The organism is Ferruginibacter albus (assembly GCF_020042285.1).
Classification (GTDB): Bacteria; Bacteroidota; Bacteroidia; order Chitinophagales; family Chitinophagaceae; genus Ferruginibacter; species Ferruginibacter albus.
The window spans coordinates 3,552,087-3,570,860 of sequence record NZ_CP083388.1 but is presented as its reverse complement, the minus strand read 5'-3'; the positions used below and the strand labels follow the sequence as shown (position 1 = coordinate 3,570,860).

At 38.1% G+C, this 18,774-nt stretch carries 14 protein-coding genes; 9 read left to right on the top strand and 5 right to left on the bottom strand.

Going from position 1 to position 18,774, the window contains the following annotated elements; all coding sequences use genetic code 11:
• Positions 1-7: 7 nt before the first annotated feature.
• From K9M53_RS15255 to K9M53_RS15220, 8 genes are all read left to right on the top strand, one after another.
• Complete coding sequence (locus K9M53_RS15255; protein ID WP_224016542.1) at positions 8-1,471, top strand: RagB/SusD family nutrient uptake outer membrane protein; 1,464 nt, start codon at positions 8-10, stop codon at positions 1,469-1,471.
• Positions 1,472-1,597: 126 nt separating this feature from the next.
• Positions 1,598-3,376 (top strand): class I mannose-6-phosphate isomerase, encoded by a 1,779-nt coding sequence (locus K9M53_RS15250; RefSeq protein ID WP_224016541.1) that lies wholly within the window; start codon positions 1,598-1,600, stop codon positions 3,374-3,376.
• Positions 3,377-3,378: 2 nt separating this feature from the next.
• Positions 3,379-4,728, top strand: coding sequence for a sugar porter family MFS transporter (locus tag K9M53_RS15245; RefSeq protein WP_224016540.1), 1,350 nt, complete (start codon positions 3,379-3,381; stop codon positions 4,726-4,728).
• A gap of 100 nt (positions 4,729-4,828) precedes the next feature.
• Positions 4,829-5,632: a hypothetical protein gene (locus K9M53_RS15240; RefSeq protein ID WP_224016539.1), complete on the top strand. Its 804-nt coding sequence runs from the start codon at positions 4,829-4,831 to the stop codon at positions 5,630-5,632.
• Between the two features lie 114 nt (positions 5,633-5,746).
• Positions 5,747-6,955: a DUF4185 domain-containing protein gene (locus K9M53_RS15235; protein ID WP_224016538.1), complete on the top strand. Its 1,209-nt coding sequence runs from the start codon at positions 5,747-5,749 to the stop codon at positions 6,953-6,955.
• A gap of 5 nt (positions 6,956-6,960) precedes the next feature.
• Positions 6,961-8,508, top strand: a complete 1,548-nt coding sequence (locus K9M53_RS15230; RefSeq protein WP_224016537.1) for a sialate O-acetylesterase — start codon at positions 6,961-6,963, stop codon at positions 8,506-8,508.
• 95 nt (positions 8,509-8,603) lie between these two features.
• A complete protein-coding gene (locus tag K9M53_RS15225; protein ID WP_224016535.1) occupies positions 8,604-11,324 on the top strand; it encodes a GH92 family glycosyl hydrolase in 2,721 nt (906 codons plus the stop codon).
• Positions 11,325-11,333: 9 nt separating this feature from the next.
• On the top strand, positions 11,334-12,197 hold the full coding sequence (locus K9M53_RS15220; RefSeq protein WP_224016534.1) for an ROK family protein: 864 nt from the start codon (positions 11,334-11,336) through the stop codon (positions 12,195-12,197).
• 102 nt (positions 12,198-12,299) lie between these two features.
• Here K9M53_RS15220 and uvrB read toward each other — a convergent pair whose 3' ends face one another.
• A complete protein-coding gene (uvrB, locus tag K9M53_RS15215) occupies positions 12,300-14,339 on the bottom strand; it encodes an excinuclease ABC subunit UvrB (RefSeq protein WP_224016531.1) in 2,040 nt (679 codons plus the stop codon).
• Positions 14,340-14,389: 50 nt separating this feature from the next.
• Positions 14,390-14,845 carry a methylglyoxal synthase gene (locus K9M53_RS15210; RefSeq protein ID WP_224016529.1) on the bottom strand — a complete coding sequence of 152 codons (456 nt, stop codon included), beginning with the start codon at positions 14,843-14,845 and terminating at the stop codon, positions 14,390-14,392.
• 209 nt (positions 14,846-15,054) lie between these two features.
• On the opposite strand from K9M53_RS15210, the gene typA reads away from it, so the two are divergent.
• Positions 15,055-16,863: a translational GTPase TypA gene (gene typA / locus K9M53_RS15205; protein WP_224016527.1), complete on the top strand. Its 1,809-nt coding sequence runs from the start codon at positions 15,055-15,057 to the stop codon at positions 16,861-16,863.
• A 73-nt stretch (positions 16,864-16,936) separates the two neighbouring features.
• Here typA and K9M53_RS15200 read toward each other — a convergent pair whose 3' ends face one another.
• Genes K9M53_RS15200 through K9M53_RS15190 form a run of 3 tightly spaced genes read right to left on the bottom strand, consistent with a single transcriptional unit; the run spans position 16,937 to position 18,627 of the window.
• Positions 16,937-17,425 (bottom strand): hypothetical protein, encoded by a 489-nt coding sequence (locus K9M53_RS15200; RefSeq protein ID WP_224016525.1) that lies wholly within the window; start codon positions 17,423-17,425, stop codon positions 16,937-16,939.
• Between the two features lie 6 nt (positions 17,426-17,431).
• Entirely contained in the window at positions 17,432-17,989 is a 558-nt protein-coding gene (locus K9M53_RS15195; RefSeq protein WP_224016524.1) for a DUF2911 domain-containing protein, read from the bottom strand.
• Between the two features lie 53 nt (positions 17,990-18,042).
• Positions 18,043-18,627, bottom strand: a complete 585-nt coding sequence (locus tag K9M53_RS15190; RefSeq protein WP_224016522.1) for an acyl carrier protein phosphodiesterase — start codon at positions 18,625-18,627, stop codon at positions 18,043-18,045.
• Positions 18,628-18,774: the final 147 nt, after the last annotated feature.

Genomic DNA, 18,774 nt, shown 5'->3' with positions numbered 1-18,774 from the left:
TTATTATATGAATACAATTAATCGTTCAATAAAAAACAGCATTGCGGTATTGTTACTGTTTGTTTCTTTCAGTTCCTGTAAAAAGTTTTTGGAAGAAGATCCGAAGAACTTGGTAAGTGTTAAGAATTATTATCAAACACAGTCTGATGCAGTAGCGGCGGTAAATTCTGTTTATGCTTATCTTAATTCGGTAGATAATTTTGCACAAGGTGGAAACACAGCAGGTGTATATCACAGTACTTTTTGGGTAACAGCCGGGCTTGCTTCCGATGAAATGGAGAATAACCAGGTAGGTACACCTTACTTCGATCAGTTAGCTACTTTTCAATACAATGCACAAAATTCTGTATTCCAGGAATTGTGGGCGATGGAGTACAAAACAGTTACTATTGCTAATATTGCTATTGCACGCATTCCTTCAATCGATATGGATGCGACATTAAGAACAAGATTGGTTGGTGAGGCAAAATTTTTAAGAGGACTGATGTATTTTGATTTAGTAAGATGGTTTGGTAAAGTGCCATTGATCACGCAGGAAGATGCACCTCTCTATCCTTCTCTTAGTTCTGTTGATGATGTGTACACACAAATTATAGCTGATCTTAAAGATGCAGCAGATGCACTTCCATCGCAATACGAGGGTTCAAAAGATCATGAAATAGGTCGTGCAACAGCAGGCGCAGCGAATGCTATTCTGGCAAAGGTATATTTAACAAGAGGCGACTGGACCAACGCTGCTGCCTATGCGAAAAAAGTGATCGATTCACAGCAATATGCATTATGGGATGATTATGCAGATGTGTTCAAACTATCAAGCCGTAATGGTAAAGAAGCAATCTTTTCTGTAGGATTTGGAGATGGAGGCGGCGCTATCAGCTTTTGGGAAGTTGGACAATTTAATGTTCGTTTATTGCCAACAGAGTTAAGTGCAGATGGAGTACAAAATTCACAAGGCTGGCAACGTCCTACTCAATATTTATACGATCAATTCGCATCAGACGATAGAAGAAGGGATGTTACGTTTATTACACAAGTAGATGGAAATCCTATTCATCCTTACTTTCAAAAATATTGGGATAAGGTGGCAGAGCCCACAGGTAATGGTTCTTCCAATGATTTTCCTGTAATAAGGTATGCAGATGTTTTATTGATGTATGCTGAAGCGAGTAATGAATTAGGTAATATGGATGATGCATACACCTACATCAATATGGTTCGTAAAAGAGCTCGTACTACGCCGGGCAGCGTTCCCGATTATGCAGGCTTAACGCAGGATCAATTTAGAGATGCTGTATTAAAAGAAAGACAATTGGAGCTTTCCTGCGAAGGGCATCGTTGGTTTGACCTGGTACGTACGCATAAACTGGAAACATTAGTGCCGTTGGCTAAACCAGCCGTTACGCCAACAGCTAATGATTATGTGTTTCCATTACCACAATACGAAACGGATACTAATCCGAACTTAAAATAAAGCAAGAATATCTTTTGATAATCGAGTATAGTAAATATTAATAAATGATTGAGTGACGAAAAGATTTCAAACTAATAATCGGGAGAATCAGAATAATCACAAAAGTCATGGTTCAGACAAATAATTATGAGCAATTCGAATTTTGATAAGTTTCCTGCAGTAGCTGTAAAAGGTTATAAAGGCTTTGCCGGGTGGAAGGATATATGTGATGAGTTATCATCAAAGATCAATGCTCTCGGCAAGAGTCTTGCAGTGATTGTATTGGAGTTTTATCATGGTGTTTTTGCAGATGAAATAATTGCTGCATTAAAAAGAAATATAAGCAATAGCCATTTTATTAATGTAGAAGCGGCGATGTCAAATAAGAATGAACTGGATGAAAAATTATTTCCGTTTGTAACGGATGATCCTGTTTTTGGTTATATCACGCCGTTGGATATAAAAGATTTTTACAACACGGATAAATTAAATGCTGTCGAAGATTCGATTGGAAAAATTTCTGAGGGCGTGATTTTTTTATATGGAACAGGAGCATCTCTGATTGAATCGAAACCGGATATTTTGATCTATGCGGATATGCCGCGTTGGGAAATTCAATTGCGCTTTCGTAAAAACCAGGTAAGTAATTTGGGCGCTGATAATTTCGATGATGCCTTTGCTTATCAATACAAGCGTTCTTTTTTTGTTGATTGGCGTGTGTGCGATAAAACAAAGAAAGAATTATTACCTAAATCTGATTATGTATTAGATACTACCGCTAACGGACAACCTAAAATGATAACCGGCAAAACATTGCAGGCAGCTTTGGAAGAAGCCGTAAAGCGTCCTTTCAGGGTTGTTCCATTCTTTGATCCCGGTCCATGGGGTGGACAATGGCTAAAAGAAATTTGTGATTTAGATAGAAGCGCACCTAACTATGCATGGGCTTTTGATTGTGTGCCTGAAGAGAATAGCTTGTTGTTGAGCTTTGACAATTTAGTATTTGAGACCCCATCCATCAATGCAGTATTCTTTCAGCCTAAATCATTATTGGGAACAGAAGTTTGGAAAACCTTTGGAGAAGAATTCCCTATTCGATTTGATTTTTTGGATACAATGGGCGGAGGTAATTTAAGCTTGCAGGTTCATCCATTAAAAGAATACATACAAGAGCAATTTGGAATGGATTATACGCAGGATGAAAGCTATTATTTCATGGATGCGAAAGAAGATGCCTTTGTTTATCTCGGCTTAAAAGAAAATATTGATCCGGATAATATGATAAAAGAACTGGAAGAAGCACAGGAAGACTCCGGTAATTTTGATGCAGAAAAATTCGTTGAAAAATTTCCGATAAAAAAACATGATCATGCATTGATACCAGCAGGTACTGTGCATTGTTCGGGCGCTAACAGCGTGGTATTGGAGATCAGTGCTACACCATACATTTTCACTTTTAAACTTTGGGATTGGGGTCGCATGGGGCTTGACGGAAAGCCCCGCCCCATCTCTTTACAGCATGGCAAAAGATCCATTCAATGGAACAGAACCACACAATGGACAAAGGATCATTTATTAAATCAATTTAAAAAAATTGATGAAGGAGATGGTTGGATAGAAGAAAAGACAGGATTGCACGAAGGGTTTTTTATTGAAACAAGAAGACATTGGTTTTCCCATACGGTAACGCACAATACCAATGGTGTTGTAAATGTGTTGAATTTAATTGAAGGAAAAGAAGCTATTGTAGAAAGCCCGGAAAATAATTTTAAGCCGTTTGTGGTACACTACGCGGAAACCTTTATTGTTCCTGCTGCTGTGGGCGTTTACACTATTCGTCCGCATGGTGTAAGCACAGGTGAAACCTGCGGAACATTAAAAGCGATCATCAATCCAAACAATCTTCCTAAACCTCATACCAATTAATAATGGCAAACAACAGCTTAAAATATATTTATCAATGCACCGTAATTGCTGCAGTTGGAGGATTGCTCTTTGGTTATGACACAGCAGTAGTTGCCGGTGCGATTGGCTTTATTGAAAAAAAGTTTTTGCTTTCTGCTGCAATGAAGGGCTGGGCTGCATCATGCGCATTGATCGGCTGCATGATCGGCGCCATGGTAGCAGGCGTGTTGAGTGATAAGTTTGGTAGAAAAATGGTATTGATAATATCTGCTATTGCATTTGCCATATCATCAATTGGGATATTGATACCTGGTGGAATTGACAGTTTTATTTTTTTTCGGTTTATTGGTGGCGCAGGCATTGGTATTGCTTCCATCTTAGCACCAATGTATATTTCAGAGATTGCTCCGCCCCATATTCGTGGTAAGCTTATCTCTATTTATCAATTGGGAATTGTGATCGGCATCTTACTCATCTATTTTGTAAATGCAGCCATTGCGGGCATGTATGATGAAGCTTGGAATATAGAACATGGCTGGCGTTGGATGTTTGGCTCCGGTGTAATTCCTTCCATCATCTTTTTATTATTATTAATTAAAACTCCGGAAAGTCCTCGTTGGCTGGCTTCTAAAAATAAATGGAACGATGCTAAAGCTATTTTAGTAAAGATGAATGGCGAAGAAGGCGCATTAAAAGAAATGCTCGACATCAAAACATCATTGGAAGAAAAGCAAGGAACATTTACTGAATTATTTCAAGGCAACTTACGTAAGCCATTAATAATAGGAATACTGCTGGCAATCTTTTCGCAGGTAACAGGTATTAATGCCATCATGTATTATGCACCTGAAATCTTTAAAGCCGGCGGCAGTGGTTCGTCTTCTGCATTATTACAAACTATTTGTGTAGGTGGAATTAATTTTTTAATGACATTGGTTGCTATCAAATATGTAGATAAGCTTGGTAGAAAAAAATTATTACTGATAGGTTCTGCAGGAATGTTTGTTTGCCTGGGTTTAGTAGCTTGGGCTTTTCATAGCCATATATCTGGAAGCTATTGGATATTGGCAGGTATTCTAGCTTACATTTCTTTCTTTGCAATTTCATTAGGACCATTAACGTTCGTTGTTGCTGCAGAGATTTTCCCCACGCATATACGGGGCAGAGCCATGGGGCTGGCTATTTTCTTTTTATGGCTTTCTGTATACATAGTATCACAAACCTTCCCCATTTTAATAGAGTCAATAAAGGAAACAAAAACATTTGGAATATATATGATCTTATCAGGGATAACATTTGCTTTTGTATTAAAAATGGTTCCGGAGACTAAAGGAAAAACATTGGAAGAGATACAGGAGATGTGGAAGAAATGATGAATAAAGAATAAGAAGTATAAGTGAGTGACACAACAATGACGGGTAGACGAAAAATGCTTGTTCAAAAATGATTACTAATTTTTTAAAATAAACGATTATGTTGCCAATTAAAACTTTTGCTGCTGCATTGGCTGTTTTGCTGATAGTTTCTTCAGGATGTAAAAAAGATGAGACCAATGCCAATCTGCCTGTGCTGACACTTTCACCGGTTGAAACCATAGGAAAATCTAATAACACCGTAAACGTTACGGTAACCATTAATTCGCCGGGAGGATTTAAAGATCTGGTGATCTACAAAACGATAAACTTACAAAAAGATCCATCTTTTGCTACGCAAACAATATCGCTGGATACTGTTACCGGAACTCGGTTTGTTTATCATTTCTCTTACACTTTCCAGGATGCGGAAATAGATCAGTTAGTTGGGGTTAATTTTCATTTTGATGCAGCAAACGGAACTTCTGCTGAAAAAGATCTAACGCTTCACACCACTACATCTGGCGCGACAATTTTATACAGCAGAAAATGGAAACTGGTTTCACGCTTATGGGAAACTTCTTCTCCGCCAAACGCAGAAGATGAAAAAGATTGCGAAAAAGATAATGTGTTTAGTTGGAATAAAGACAGCAGCTACAATGTAAACTTCGGCGCTAACACCGGTGCCAATGGTTGCGACTTTGATGGCTTTAATGTTCCTGACAAATGGTGGTTAACAGAAGATGAAAAAACCTTTCACCAGGTATATCATTCTTTGTTCGATCCATCTAATATAACTACCGAAACATATACAGTGAAGGAGCTTACCAGTCAAAGCTTTCAAATTGAACAGGTGGTTGATCTTACCGTATTTGGTTTGAGCGATCATGAAAAATTTCTTTCCATGTATGTGCCGGCACCTTAATGTATAGTGGTTAATGCCTCTATCATGTTTCATGTCTTGTGGTAGAGGCTCTTTTTAAAATAAAAGCTGTTAGCCTGAAATTATTAAAGGCTATCCTTTAGAAATAATATAACAATGAAAAAAAGTTGGATCATTTTATCAGTAATAATAATTGCAGTAGCTAATAATGCCTGCAATCATTCAAATACAAGTCCTCAATCAATGCCAGACTTAACACATTTGAATTTTACAACAGAAGAAGACACGACATGGTCGAACTTATTTATTCGCAATCACGGCTGGTTAGGCGGCGATGGAATTTTTGAAGTAACAATGGATGGTGATGAAACAATGGGGCATGCTGAAAAAAGTCCAACACTTATATGGTTCAGCGATTCGCAAATAGGCGATGTAGAAAATAATAAATTAAAGGGCAAAGCAGATTCTATCATTCATAACGCAGCAGCTGTATTAAGCGGTGGTCAACCCAATGGCAATACGATTAATTTTTACTGGGATACAACCGGCGGCCATTCCGATGCGATCTTCAAGCCTTCCTCTCCTGCAAGTCAGCCCAATGAATATTATTGGTTAGGAGATGCATTTGTAAACCAATCTCTCAATAATGACATTTTCTTGTTTGGGTATAGAATTAAAAGCACGCTCGACAATCCAGGCTTTAGTTTTAAGGTAACCGGCAATACAATGATCCATATTCCTGCCGGCAATCCTCCGCAGTTTGCCAATCAAAAGCAAATGGATATTCCGTTTTATTTAGGAAGAGATCCGGATAGTGTAGGGACTTTTGGCAACGGCATTTTAGTGAATACCAAAGAAGCAGGAGAGGCTAACGGTGATGGATATGTATATATTTATGGAGTACGCCATGGTGAAGTAATTGTTGCCCGTGTATTGCCACAAGACATTGAACAATTTGCGAAATGGACATTCTGGAACGGTAAAGACTGGGCAACCGATGCGTATGCAGCAGCTACTGTTGCTACACATGCATCCAACGAGCTAAGTGTAACCCGTTTGGAAGATGGCAGGTATTTAATGGTATTTACTTCCGATGGCGTGGGTGATAAAATTTCCGCTCGTTTAGGCGCTTCACCGTATGGACCTTTCGGACAGATCATCAATCTTTACACAATCCCTGCAAGCGTATATGAAACACCTAATTATTTCACCTACAATGCCAAAGCACACCCTGTGCTATCAAAGCCAGGTGAATTACTGGTCACATACAATATAAACTCAAGAAATTATTTTAACGATATAGTTACGCATCCGAATTTTTATCGTCCACGTTTTGTCAAGTTAAAATACCAGTTAGATAAATAGTTTTTATGCTCCGCTTAAAAAATAATTTTTTTGTACTTGGCCGTAATGCTGCTATTAAACATCCTTGTGTCACTCCCTTGTACGGCATCGTTTTATTCATCATTAGCTCGTTGCCTTTTGCATCTTCTGCGCAAGATTTTAAATTGGCTAACACTCTGCAGGATAATATGGTGATTCAACAAGGAAAAGCATTAAAAATCTGGGGAACAGCAAAGACAGAAGCGGCTATAGAAATAAAAGCAGATTGGGATGAGAAAGTATATAAAGCAACTACAAATAAAAGCGGAGAATGGAGTACAGAAATTCCTGTACCTACTATTCAACCTTATGATTTTACAGAACATGCTATTGATATTTCTTCAATCGATAAAAAACTAGCAGTTAGGAATATACTATTTGGCGATGTCTGGTTGTGCAGCGGACAATCCAATATGGACATGCAGCTAAAGCCTTTTTTACCATGGCTATTGGGCGTACTACATTATCAGCAGGAAATTCAAAATGCACAATATCCGCAGATACGGTTATTTGATGTGCCCACCAGTTTTTATAAAGCCCCGGTAAATGATTGCGGCGGTACATGGACTATCTGTTCTCCTGCTACTGTACCTGATTTCAGCGCAGTTGCTTATTTTTTCGCTAGAGATATTTTTTTACAAAGACATATTCCGATTGGACTGGTTACAAGTGCGCTCGGCGCAACATCCTGCCAGGCATGGACAAGCAGGGAAACGCTTGCTAAAGATTCCATCTTATTTAAAAAATATTTATATCCATACGATACAAGTGCTGTAGCAAAAGAAAAACTTGATTCAACAGTAACGTTTGAAAAAAATGTTCGCCCGACACTTTTATATAACTCGATGATATACCCGTTAAGGAATTTACAATTTAAAGGAATATTATGGTACCAGGGCGAATCCAATCGTTATGATAGCTCTACCTATACACGTTTATGTGCAGCGATGATCAATAACTGGCGTACATTGTTCAAGCAAAATGATCTGCCCTTTTATTATGTGCAGGTAGCGCCTTATACATGGCAGCAAAACGATACTACCGCTTACGACTATGCGCTTTTTAGGGAAGCTCAGGCAAACATCCATAAGGTAGTTTCAAACACGGGGATGGCGCTTACAATGGATATTGCCGATCCTAGTGATATTCATCCCCGGGATAAACAAGATGTAGGTTATAGACTGGCACGTTTAGCTTTAGCAAATACATACAAAGTATCAAACACCGTTTGTAACGGACCTGAATGGCAAAGTGTTGAAACTGCTGACAGTATTATCAAGGTAAAATTTGTTTCTGAAACCGTTGGCGGCGGGCTTGCTACGACAGATGGGCAGGCTCCACACCATTTTTTTATTGCCGGCATCGATGGTAAATTTTATTATGCCAACGCGACCATAGTTAAGAATGAAGTGTGGCTGCAGAGTCCAATGATTGCAAAACCGATTATGGTGCGATACGCCTTTACTAATTATCCGGTCACAAATTTTTGTAACAAAGAAGGTTTTCCGGCAGTACCTTTTCGAACGAAGCTTTAGGTATTTCACGCAACAAACAGAATGAATGTAAAACGTTGCGTCTTTGTATCCTTTGGTTCTTTGCGTGAAACATCAAACGTATTAAATCAATCACCATGATTAAAAAAACTCTTTTTCTTTTTCTAACATCATTTATAGTAATAATTGCCAAAGCCGGTACCAATAATATTGCACGGTTGGCAACAATTACCGCCTCTTCAATATCCGGCAAAGGCTTTGAAGCAAAAAATATTGCAGATGGATTGATTGGTATTGATGGCATGGGCGAATGGGCTTGCGAGGGCGATACTACCGATTGGGGTTACATACGTTTTCCATGGATTCAATTAGAATGGCAACAACCGCAATTGATAAATAAAGTAGTGCTGTACGACAGAGCATCATTAAGAGAAAATATTGCAGGAGGTAAATTGATCTTTAGTGATGGCAGTATTGTCTGGGTAAATCAAATACCTGCAGATGGAACCGGACTGGCAGTTACGTTTGAAACAAAAAAAACCAAATGGATAAAATTTGAAGCAACTGATGGAAGCGGTAGAGAGCTTGGCTTTTCAGAGATAGAAGTTTTTCCTTCTCCTGAACAACAAAAAGATTACGTATCATGGGTTGATCCTTACATTGAAACCAATCGTGGACGTGATATATTTTTTATTACAGGAAGCCTTCCGTTTGGAATGGCAACAGCGGCACCAATGACAAGAAATAAAAACCAAAATGGAGGCAGTTATAATTATAATGAAAAACAAATTTTAGGTTTTGAACAAATACATGCCTGGATGCAATCCGGCATTGAGATCATGCCTGCATCAGATAATGAAAACCCGGTATTGGGGCAACAAGGTTGGAAGTCTTTTTATAATCACGATGATGAAATTGTACAACCGGGGTATCATCGGGTAATGCTGCAAAATAATAAGATATGGGTGGAGCAAACTTCTACAGAAAGAGTAAATTTTTATCGATTTCGTTATACAAAAGCAACAAAAGGTCGAATTATTATAAACCTTAGCGGACACATTATTAACTGTACAATGGCGAATGCTGTTATAAATCGTGTAAGTGATACCGTTATAGAAGGCTCCTTTAGCACTGTTGATCGTTATTGGGGTGGACCAAAAGATGTAAAAATTTTTTTCACCATTCATTTTGATAAGCCCTTTAAAAGTTTAGATGCATGGGAAGGAAATAATTTTCGCTCCAATGTTTCCAAAGCTTCCGGTGATAGCTTGCGATTAGGTGCAGAATATGATCTGGACAAAGGTGAAACGGTGCAAATGAAAATAGGTATTTCCTATACTACAATTGAAAACGCAAAAAATAATTTGGCACAAGAGTGTAGCCAATGGGATTTTGATGCAGTAAGAACATCGGCACAAAATATATGGAATGATTGGTTGGGAAAAATTGATGTTAGCGGCGGCGACTATAAACAACGGATAAAATTCTATACCGATCTATGGCATGTATTATTAGGTCGTCAGAAAATAAATGATATTAATGGAGATTACCCGGATAGAACTACCGGCAAACGGGAAGGAACATTTACTGACGCCATCTTTAAGATCAAAACAGTTCCTAAAGATGCAAGCGGCAAACCTAAATACAATATGTATAGCTCCGATGCTGTCTGGTTAACACAATGGAATTTAAATGTACTATGGGGTTTAGCTTGGCCGCAGGTTTTAGATGATATTTCAGCATCATTTATACAATACGCAGATAACGGTTATTTATTACCCCGTGGTCCATCGGGAGGCGGTTACTCTTATATAATGACAAGTTGCCCTGCAACGAATATGATCGCAAGCGCTTATCTCAAGGGTATCTTAACCAAGGCGAATGCACAACATGCTTTTGAAACGGTAAAACGAAATGCGTTGCCGGGTGGTATGTTGGGTGATAGTGCCGATATTGATTTCTATACAAAACATGGCTGGTGGCCGAATAATGCAGGTATTACTGTGGAAGCTACTTTCCAGGATTGGGGCATTTCTCAAATGGCATTAAAGCTCGGTAGAAAAAAAGACTATAGCTTTTTCAAAAATAGAAGTGGTGGATGGAAAAACCTTTTTGAACCGGATCAAAAATTATTATTTCCAAAAGATAAAAATGGAAACTTTATGCATCACGATGCATTGAGTGGCGAAGGTTGGGTGGAAGCAAATGCGTGGCAGGCAACCTGGGGCGTTTCACATGCCATTCCCCAATTAATGCAAAAGATGGGTGGTAGCGATAGTTTTTGCAATAAATTAAATTATGCATTTGAGCAATCACGTGATGTTGATTTTGTGTACGGATATTCCAATGGCTATATTAGTTATGCTAATCAACCGGGTTGTTCTGATGCGCATGTGTTTAGTTATGGAGGCAAGCCGTGGCTCACACAATATTGGGTGCGTCGTGTGCGTGAACAGGCGTTCAATGGAACTACGCCTGATCTGGGCTATGGTGGTCATGATGAAGACCAGGGACAGATGGGCGGTGTAAGTTCCTTAATGGCAATTGGCTTGTTTGATATTATGGGCAATGAATCGGTAAGCCCGGTGTATGAAATTACCTCGCCGATATTTGATGAGATAACCATTAAGCTGGATAAACGTTATTATAGTGGAGATAAGTTTGTGATCAAAACACATAACAACAGTAGCAATAACCCATACATTCAATCAGCAAAATTGAATGATCAAAAGCTAAATAACTTTTGGCTCACCCACGATACTTTTACTAAAGGTGGAACATTAGAACTTTGGCTAGGGGATAAACCGAACAAGCAATGGGGAACAGGCGCTTTACCACCTGCATTTATTCAAAAGTAATTTGTAAAGATGAACAACGTAGTAACAGGAATTGATATTGGCGGCACACATATAACAGTATGTAAGATAGATCTGAATACAATGGAAATGCTGGAGGCGTCAAGATTTCGATCGGATATTGATACAAGCGAATCGAAAGAACATGTAATTGAAGCATGGTCAAAAGCTATTAAAGGCTGCAGTTTTTTAGACGATGGTGAGATAGGCAAAGTGGGCATTGCTTTGCCGGGTCCGTTTGATTATGAAAAAGGCATAAGCCTTATTACAGGATTGAATAAATACGAAAGCCTATATGGATTGAATGTAAAAGAACTATTATCAAAAGAACTCAATATACCGGTAACGGATATACGAATGATGAACGACGCTACTGCTTTTTTATTGGGTGAATGGAAAGCGGGTAGTGGCAAAGGTTGTAAAAATATTGTTGGATTAACATTAGGTACAGGATTAGGCTCTGCCAATTGTTTTGATAATGTTATGGAAGATGGGGATCTGTGGAAGATGCCTTTTGGCGATAGTCGTGCAGAAGATCTTTTATGCGCAAGATGGTTTATTAAGGAATATGAAAAACGTACACAAAAACATGTTGCGAATGTAAAAGAGCTTTCTTTAATGGTTGGCGAAGGCATTGTTGCATCGCAATTGTTTAAAGAGTTTGGACATACGTTGGGAGAGGTTTTGATAAAGCGCTATTCCAACAATTTTCCGGAGCATATTATTATTGGCGGCAACATTGCACGTTCCTGGAATTTATTTTACCCATATACAAAAGCTGCTTTGCAGCGGCATGGATTTTTTCCAAATATCATTCCTGCTACTTTAGGCGAAGATGCTGCCTTAATGGGTGCTGCCTGTTTGTGGAGAGATTAATTTTTTTTATCCAGGTATTATCTCTTTACTCATCATCGTAGAGTTTATCCTGGGGAAAGGATCACTCACTTGTACTGAGTGCTGATAGCAGCATTCAACTCGTTACTTCTTCATATTCTCCAACTCCTTTTGTAAGCGAAACATTTCATCACGCAGTTTTGCTGCTTCCATAAAATCCATATCCCTGGCGGCTTTCTCCATTTCTTTTTTTGTTTTGGCAATCGCTTTTTCCATCTGAGGAATGGTTTTATATTCCTCCTGGTCTTCTGCGGCAACAGTTACAATGTCTTCATCATTACTTATAGCATAAGATTTAGAATCATCAAAACCTTTGATATCTAAAACAGCCGTTTGTCCCATTATTTGTTCAATGGATTTTTTAATGGTTCTTGGTGTGATGTTATGCTCAATATTATAAGCAACCTGCTTTTCTCTTCTTCTGTTCGTTTCATCGATAGTTTTCTGCATGCTATCCGTCATCTTATCAGCATAAAAAATAACCAGGCCATCTACATTGCGGGCAGCCCTACCCGCAGTTTGTGTTAAGCTTTTTTCGTTACGCAAAAAACCTTCTTTATCTGCATCTAAAACTGCTACCAGTGATACTTCCGGCAGATCCAACCCTTCACGCAATAAGTTTACACCAACTAATACATCAATGTCTCCTAAACGTAACTGGCGTAAAATTTCCACTCTTTCCAATGCATCTACTTCGCTATGGATGTATTTACTTTTTATATCGATACGCTTTAGATATTTATCCATTTCCTCTGCCATGCGTTTAGTAAGCGTAGTTACCAATACACGATCACCCTTGGTTACACGTTTATCTATTTCATCCAACAGATCATCTATTTGATTTATCGATGGACGAACCTCAATGGGTGGATCTAACAAACCTGTAGGACGAACAACCTGCTCTACTACAACGCCACCTGTTTTTTCTAATTCATAATCGCCGGGAGTCGCACTTACATAAACTGTTTGATTCAACATGTTCTCAAACTCATGAAAATTCAAGGGGCGGTTATCTAATGCTGATGGCAAACGAAAACCATAATCAACTAAAATTAATTTCCTGCTTCTATCACCACCATACATACCACTTACTTGCGGAATGGTTTGATGACTTTCATCTATCACACATAAAAAATCTTTTGGAAAATAATCCAATAAACAGAATGGCCTTGTGCCGGGCTTTCTTCTATCAAAAAAACGGGAATAGTTTTCAATACCATTGCAGTAACCTAACTCACGAATCATTTCCAGATCATAATTCACTCGTTCGCTGATGCGTTGTGCCTCAATAAATTTTCCAACACCTTTAAAATAATCTGTCTGAGCAGCCATTTCATCCTGTATCTCATAGATCACTTGCTGCATAATATCTTTCGGCGCTAAATATAAGTTAGCAGGAAAGATAGCGGCATTATCAACAGGGCCAATTCGTTTACCACTGCTTATTTCCAAGGTTTCAATGCTTTCAATTTCATCGCCGAAAAAGCTAATGCGATAACCAAAATCTACATAAGGCAAATTGATATCCACGGTATCGCCTTTTACACGAAAGGTTCCTCTTGTAAAATCTGTTTGAGTGCGATTGTATAAGCTGTTTACCAGTGAATGTAAAAAACCTTGTCGTGAAATCGTCTGCCCTTTATGTATGCGAACAATCCCATTTTCAAACTCCGTCGGATTGCCCATACCATATATACAGCTCACGCTTGCTACAACAATAATATCTCTGCGACCGCTTAATAATTGTGCTGTTGCCTGCAAACGCAGCTTATCCAACTCTTCATTAATACTCAGATCTTTTTCAATGTAAGTATTGCTGACAGCTATGTAAGCTTCAGGCTGATAATAATCATAATAAGAAACAAAATAACCAACGGCATTATCAGGAAAGAATTGCTTGAACTCGCCATACAATTGCGCTACCAATGTTTTATTATGCGTAAGCACCAATGTTGGCCGCTGTACATTTTGAATAACATTAGCCATGGTAAATGTTTTACCACTGCCGGTAACACCTAAAAGTGTTTGATATTTTTCGCCATCCAGTATACCTTCAGTTAATTGTTGGATAGCGCCGGGCTGATCGCCGGAAGGGGTATATGGTGATTGAAGTTTGAATTGCATAAGTGGATATGCAATTTAACAAATGCAAGGCAGGAATGTTCCGGTTATTTTCACTTTACTTTCCTGTTCAAATAACCGCTATAATCTGGTAAAGCGGTTTCATATTCGCCGCTCATTAATGGTGATGTAAGAATAAAATCTGCGGTCGCCCTGTCACAAGCCAATAAAATATTCCAGGCAACGCCGAGGCGTAATAAAGCTTTTACGTCGCTGTCGTGTGGCTGTGCTTCCATGGGATCCCAAAAGAAAATCAGGATATCCAATTCTCCTTCGGCGATCATGGCACCAATTTGCTGATCGCCACCTAATGGGCCGCTTAATAATTTTTTTACAGGGCGATCCAGGGCTTCTTCTATCATTTTACCGGTAGTGCCGGTTGAGAATAGTTCGTGTTTTGCAAGCGTTACTTTATTATGTATAGCCCAATCAATAATGTCTTTTTTCATGTGGTCGTGAGCTACTAATGCGATTCTTTTTCTTGTGCCGATGGTTCTTGTTTTATTCATATAGAGTTTTGATGGTGTGAAGGTAAGCTCAATAATGGTATGCCGGTGCAGTGAGTGACACAACGATGTTGATCAGTAAGTAGATGTTAGATCAAAACCCTTCTTACATGAGTTTACAATAGTTTAATTCCACTTTCTCCTTGCCATGCCGCTGAATTGGCGTACCTTTGCGCCCTGAAAAACAGCCCTTTAGGCATAAAACTCTGATAATGAATATAAGAAATATAGCAATTATTGCACACGTTGACCACGGAAAAACGACCCTGGTAGATAAAATTTTACATGGCACGAATATTTTTCGTGAAAACCAGGAAACCGGCGAATTGATCATGGATAATAACGATCTTGAAAGAGAACGCGGTATTACCATTTTCAGTAAGAACATTTCTGTAAACTATAAAGGCGTTAAGATTAACGTAATTGATACTCCGGGTCACGCCGACTTTGGTGGTGAGGTGGAACGTGTATTGAAAATGGCAGATGGTGTTATTCTGTTAGTAGATGCTTTTGAAGGACCAATGCCACAAACGCGTTTTGTGTTACAAAAAGCGCTGCAATTAGGATTACATCCAATCGTAGTAATTAATAAGGTTGATAAACCAAACTGTCGTCCTGATGAAGTGCATGATGCAGTTTTTGAATTATTCTTTAACTTGGATGCAACAGAAGAACAATTGAATTTTCCTACCTATTACGGTTCGGGAAAAAATGGTTGGTTCAACGATTCGTTAACTCCGATAGATAATATCTTCCCATTATTAGATGGTGTTTTAAAATATGTACCCGAACCAAAAGTGAGTGAAGGAAGTTTGCAAATGCAGATCACTTCTTTGGATTATTCTTCTTTCTTAGGAAGAATTGCGGTAGGAAAAGTAGCTCGTGGTATAATAAAAGAAAATCAGCCAATTGCTTTAATGCAGGCAGATGGCAGCATTAAAAGATCTCGTGTAAGAGAATTGTATGTGTTTGAAGGAATGGGTAAAAAGAAAGTGACTGAAGTAAGCGCCGGAGATCTTTGCGCTGTAGTTGGTTTGGAAGATTTTAATATTGGCGATACGATTGCTGATCCTGAAAACCCGGAGGCATTGCCGGTTATCAGTGTGGATGAACCAACAATGAATATGTTGTTCTCTGTAAACAATTCTCCTTTCTTTGGTAAAGATGGAAAGTTTGTAACATCTCGTCATTTACGTGATAGATTATATAAAGAAACAGAAAAAAATCTGGCATTAAAAGTCAGTGATAGTGAAGAAGGCGATAGCTTGATTGTATATGGTCGTGGTATTTTGCATTTGGGTATTTTAATTGAAACCATGCGTAGAGAAGGATATGAATTAACAGTTGGTCAACCGCAGGTAATTGTAAAAGAAATAAACGGAACAAAGTCTGAACCATACGAAATTTTAGTAGTAGATGTGCCGCAGGAGTTTGCAAGCAAAGTAATTGATTTGGTTAGTCGCAAAAAAGGTGAAATGTTGGTGATGGAAACCAAAGGCGATATGCAACATCTGGAATTTGAAATTCCTTCTCGTGGATTGATTGGTTTGCGTACGCAAATGTTGACTGCAACCACCGGCGAAGCAGTAATGGCGCATCGTTTTAGCGAATACAAACCCTGGAAAGGTGCTATTCCGGGAAGAAACAACGGGGTATTATTATCAAAGAATCAAGAGAAAACAACAGCATACTCAATAGATAAATTACAGGACAGGGGAACATTCTTTGTTGATCCGGGAGAAGAAGTGTATGCAGGTCAGATCATTGCTGAACATATTAAACCGGGAGATCTTATTGTAAATGCAACAGAAGCAAAAAAATTAACCAACCACCGTGCAAGCGGAAGTGATGACGCTACACGTATTGCTCCTAAAACCCTGTTGACATTGGAAGAGTGTATGGAATATATTCAGCAAGATGAATGTATTGAAGTAACGCCAAACTTCATCAGGATGCGTAAAGTGATTTTGAATGAAGAAGAAAGAAAGCGTGTTTCAAAATCAATGCAGGCAGAAGCATAATTGCAAAACATACTTAATTAAAAATCCCGGTCAATATTGACCGGGATTTTTATTGCTTTAAATTTTTATATGCTTATTGAAGCTTAGTGTTTAGATCTCCCAAAAACACAGGATCATTGACACCTTCTTCAGAAAACACAATTGTGATTTTTGAAGATCCGTCAAGATCCACTATTTCAGGAGATTTATCTGCAACTATATTTTTGATCAGCGTAGATCCTTTATATACTACTACTTTTCCTTGCAGCATAAGATAAGAACCAAGATTTGATTTTAATAGCTTACCAAAAGAACTGCTTTCTGCAGCGTCCTCATTAAGATCAATTGTTTTATAGCTGCCTTTTTTTACTTCTTCAATAAATGAAGTGTTATCGCTTTTGTTAACGCTGTCTATTGCGACAATTGCTTTAGTTATATCTGCTCTTTTTAAGTAGATATTATATTGTCCATTAACGATCTTAAGATCGTTATCCGATTTTTTCTGTTGCAATTTTATAGTTTGTGCACAGATAGAAAATGTAAGGAGGCTTGTAAACAAAATGCTTATGAATATTTTCATCATAGTAAATTAATATGCAATCGGCAATGCTACTTTTTCATTATCCCATGCAATTACCAAATCGCTTCCTGTAGCAGATTTTACAAATAGCATTGAAAGCGCTTCAACAGTTTCGCTTGGTTTTTGTACTGCAGCATCTGTTCTTACAACATCTTGCTTTTCATCATAGCTATATGCACCCCAAACATCCAATTGTTTGCTGATAATGATTGTCCATTTTGCGGCGGTAGGGATAGCATATAAAGTATAGCGACCCGGAGCAACCTTTTTACCGCCAATAGTTACTGATTTGTAAAAATCAATTTCAGTAGCTTCATTAGCCCCTACACGCCAAACTTTGCCAGCTTCAACAACACTATCAAACACAGCACGCCCGTTCTTTTGAGGACGACTATAAATTACTCTTGCGGTTAATTCATCCGTCGGTTTGCCTTGTGCTTTTAATCCGGGATAGTTTGCCGGGCAATAGCTCATATCCATTGGAGATTTATCTAATGCAGGAAATTTTTCCTGAGCAAATGCTGATGTTGATAAGGCTACTAAAGCAATTAAAAAATACTTTTTCATTTTCGTTTGTTATTTAGATGTATAAAATTAAAATGGAGATTGAAGTTATAACTTTAATTATTGACCAACTCATTAAATTTTTGGTCAGCGGCTTTATACAATTCAGGAAAAAATTCATCAAAACAAATATTTAATGCTTTATAGTGTTGACGAAAAATATCGTTTGCTGCCGATGCATCATCTATAAATTTTGCACGATATACCAATCCTCTGAAACTTTTTTCGATCATTATTTGATTTTGATAATTATTTAGCCAGTTCTCACTTCTCATATAAGGAAATAATTTTTTAAACCGTTCCGGAAAAATGCTTTCGTATTGCTCCAATATTCTATAAGCATTAAAAGAAAATTGTTGCAAAAGATCATTGCTCAAACTTTTTGCCAAAAAATGATCGTACACAATATCAACAAAAGCCCCGCTGTATAATCGGTAATCTTTTTTAAAAAATTCTTTTGCTTTTTGGGTGGCAGGATGATGATCGGTAAAGTCATCAATAAAACGATGGAGCTCAATGCCTTTTTGAATGCCCGGCGAATAATCGAATTTCTTTCTTCCTTTTACATAATCACTTATCATGTTCCCGACTAAAATATCAGGATCATTAAAGGATAAATATGCATGTGCCAGGTAATTCATCTTTCCATTAAACAGTAAAGGTCCGAAATTGTTGCTTTTGATCTACGAATACCGCCGTACATCACAAATCATAAAATGGTAATCACAGAAATATTGTTTTAATATTTAGTTAACAAATCTTAGGTATCCCTTATTCAGTAAAGGTTT